At 74.5% G+C, this 3,238-nt stretch carries 3 protein-coding genes; 1 reads left to right on the top strand and 2 read right to left on the bottom strand.

Going from position 1 to position 3,238, the window contains the following annotated elements; all coding sequences use genetic code 11:
• Together ACLEQD_RS39935 and ACLEQD_RS39930 are read right to left on the bottom strand one after the other, a co-directional pair.
• Nucleotides 1-933 (bottom strand): AAA family ATPase (locus ACLEQD_RS39935; protein WP_410391170.1); only part of this gene is annotated, 933 nt, incomplete at its 3' end.
• Nucleotides 930-2,174, bottom strand: coding sequence for an exonuclease SbcCD subunit D C-terminal domain-containing protein (locus ACLEQD_RS39930; protein ID WP_410391168.1), 1,245 nt, complete (start codon nt 2,172-2,174; stop codon nt 930-932). The genes ACLEQD_RS39935 and ACLEQD_RS39930, both read right to left, overlap by 4 nt.
• A gap of 476 nt (nt 2,175-2,650) precedes the next feature.
• On the opposite strand from ACLEQD_RS39930, the gene ACLEQD_RS39925 reads away from it, so the two are divergent.
• Nucleotides 2,651-3,238, top strand: a 588-nt coding sequence (locus ACLEQD_RS39925) for a hypothetical protein (protein WP_410391166.1), incomplete at its 3' end; no start/stop codon positions are given.

Below are 3,238 nucleotides of genomic sequence, written 5' to 3'. Positions count from 1 at the left end.
CGGAAGCCCCTCCGCCGCGCGCACGGACTCCAGCAGCGCCTCGCGGGGCGCCGCCGCCTCCCGCTCCGCCTCCGCCCGCGTCACCGCGCTCGCGGCCTGCTGCTCCTGCGCCACGAACTCCGCCAGCTGTGCGTACCAGGACCGGGCCCCTTCCGCCTCGCGCAGCCGCGTCTCCTCGCGGATCCGCGCCGCCTCCTCGTCGCCCAGTTGCACGCGCGCGGCCTCGCGGTCCGCGTCCGACATCAGCGCGATGGCCGCGAGCCCCAGCGACAGCCGCTTCAGCTCCTCCTGCTCCTTCGCGTTCTTCTCGTGGGCCGCGATGGACAGCCGGCTGTACACCTCCGTGCCCGTCATCCGCTCCAGCAGCTCCGCGCGCTCGTTCGCGTCCGCGCGCAGGAACGCCGCGAACTCCCCCTGCGCCAGCAGCGCCGAGCGCCGGAACTGGTCGAACGACAAGCCCAGCCGCTCTTGAATCGCCTGGAGCACCTCGCCCTTGGTGCGGCCGAACACCTGCCCGGAGGCCACGTCCGTCAGGCTCAGCTCCTGCGGCCGGAATCTCCCCTCCGCGCGCTCGCGCGCCCGCCACACGTTCCACCGCGCCCGGTAGCGCCGCCCGTCCTTGCCCAGGAAGTCCACCTCCGCGTGGCCCTTGCCCGCCCCGCGCCGCAGCATGCCGCGCACGTCGTAGGCCGACAGCCGCGCCTCCTCGTCCTCGTCCGCCCGGCCCACCAGCACCTTGCTGGGCCCGCCCAGCCGGGGCGTGCGGTCGAACAGCGCCAGGCACAGCGCATCCAGGAGCGTGCTCTTCCCCGCCCCCGTCGCACCGGAGATGGCGAACAGCCCCAGCCGGTCCAGCGGCGCCCGGTCCAGCTCCAGCGCGAAGTCCCCCGCGAAGCTCGTGAGGTTGCTGCCGCGAATCGCCAGAATCTTCACGACGCGTCCTCCTGCACCTGCGTGAGCAGCGCGTGGAACGACTCCAGCAACCCCGGCGACGGCGCCTCCTTGAAGTCCCGCGCGTAGCGGGCGAGGAACACGTCCTCCGGCGTGCGCTCACGCAAGGACAGCCCCGGCCGCACGTCCGCCAGCGCCCCGCCCGTGCCCGTGTAGAAGGGCGTCAGCTTCACCAGCCGCGCCGCCCGTCCCTCCAGCGCCTTCTCCACCTTGTGGCGCAGCGCCGGCTCCGGCCGGGGCAGCGACACGCAGACCTCCAGGTACGGCCGCATCGACTCCGGCGCCCCCGCCTCGCACGCGGGCAGCGCCGCCAGCAGCTCCAGCACCTCCGGCAGCGGCGCCGCGTCCCGGGCCGGCACCCGCACCATGTCCGTGGTGCGCGGCACCGACAGCGGACGCACCTGCGTGAGCGCCCCGTCCTCCAGGTCCAGCACCAGCACCTGGTGCCGGTAGTGCGCCTCCGACAGCGACAGCGGCAGCGGTGAGCCGCTGTAGCGCACGCCCTCGCGGCCCCCCACGCGCTGCGCCTTGTGCAGGTGTCCCAGCGCCGCGTACGCGACGTCCTCCGGGAACAGCTCCACCGGCAGCGCGTGCTGGTTGCCGCCAAGAATCTTCCGCTCGCTCAGCTCCGACAGCTCCGAGCCCGTCATGTAGCAATGGCCCATGGCCACCAGCGCCTGTCCGGACCTGCGCCGCCGCCGCGCGCCCTCCAGCACGTCCGAGTAGACGGAGCGCACGCCCTCCACCAGCCGGTCCCCGTCCCCGTCCGGCACCGACGGCAGGTCCGAGGGCCGCAGGTACGGCACCGCCGCCACCCACGCGCCCACCTTCCCGCGCGCGTCGTGCACCGGCACCACCAGCCGCTCCAGCTCCAGTCCGCCCCGGTGGCGCGGCAGCCCGCCCACCACGCGCACGCCCAGCGCGTGGAACAGCGGATCCGGCGCGTCCAGCCGCGCGGCGGAGTCGTGGTTGCCGCCCACCACCACCACGTCCAGCTTCGGCAGCGTGCGCCGGGCCCGCGCGATGAAGTGGTACCAGGCCGCCTGCGCCTCCGCGCTGGGGTTGGCCGTGTCGAAGATGTCCCCGGCCACCAGGAGCGCATCCACCTCCTGGGACTCCAGCGTGTCCAACAGCCACGTCAGGAACGCGGCGTGCTCCGCTTCGCGTGAGACGTCATACAGCGTGTGGCCCAGGTGCCAGTCCGACGTGTGCAGCAGGCGCATCCGGCGTTCACCCTCCCTCGTGGCCCGGTGGCGGGTGCGGGCCGGGCAGCCTCCCCCGGTCCCAACCCCGACTCCAAGCGGCGAGCCCCCGCTCCCTTACCCGCCCCCTCTGACATTGTCGAAAAAGGGCGTCATTCCGCGCGCTTGCAACCGTGGCCTGCCCAACGCGTCCCGTCCTCCCCACCCCACGCGCCACGGAGCCTGACGCGCGCGAACGACTCCACCCGTGAGGGCACACCGGCGGAGTGGGGGCGCGTGCGCCGTCCGTGCACCTGCCGCGGGTCCCCGCGCGACGGCGCCGTGCGTCCAGCGCGCGAAGGAGCGCGAGCCACGCGGGATTCCACACGTTTGCAGGCGCGCGGCGCCCCTTCCCCAGGTCCACGCACCCCATGCAGCAAGCTTGCCCGGCGCGCGGCGGTGCATCCGCGATCGGATTGTGGTTCCCGCGTCGCGAGGCCCGTGCACAATGCGCCGCCATGCTTTCCGGTGTCTTCTCCCCGCTCGGCATCCTCGCGTCCCTGCTCTTCGTGGGCGCCCTGGTCCTCGCCACGCTGTTCCAGCTCAAGCGCCGCCAGCGCGCCGCGTGGGAGGCGTTCGCGAAGGCGCACGGCCTGTCCATCGCGGAGCGCCGGATGGAGGTGCAGGGGCGCTACCAGGGGCGGCCGCTGCTGCTCGCCACGGGGAAGCGCGGCGGCGTGGGCGGCAAGAAGCGCCACACCGTGACGGTGCTGCGGCTGGACCTGGAGGGCGCGCTGCCGGCGGACCTGCTGCTGGAGCACGAGCGCCCCGAGGACAAGCTCCCCGGCGCCGCGACGCCCCGCGAGGAGTCGCTGGGCGACGCGGAGCTGGACGCGGCCTTCCAGGTGGAGGGGCTGGCCCCGGAGGCGCGCCCCATCCTGCTGGAGCCGGGCGTGCGTCAGCGCCTGCTGGGACTGAAGGGCCACCGCCGCGTGAGCATCAAGGGAGGCTGGCTCCAGGTGGAGCAGCGCGGAGTCCCGCGAGCGCCGCCGCGCTGGAGGCGTTGCTCCGCGCGCCCCACGACCTGGCCCGCGCCGTCACCGAGG

Origin of the sequence: Corallococcus sp. 4LFB, assembly GCF_046520365.1 — a bacterium.
In the GTDB taxonomy this organism is placed as follows: Bacteria; Myxococcota; Myxococcia; order Myxococcales; family Myxococcaceae; genus Corallococcus; species Corallococcus caeni.
This window is presented reverse-complemented; position numbering and strand designations above follow the sequence as displayed.

Coding starts and splice junctions, on each gene's coding strand:
- ACLEQD_RS39930 (WP_410391168.1), bottom strand. CDS start 2,174: ATGCGCCTGCTGCACACGTCGGACTGGCACCTGGGCCACACGCTGTAT.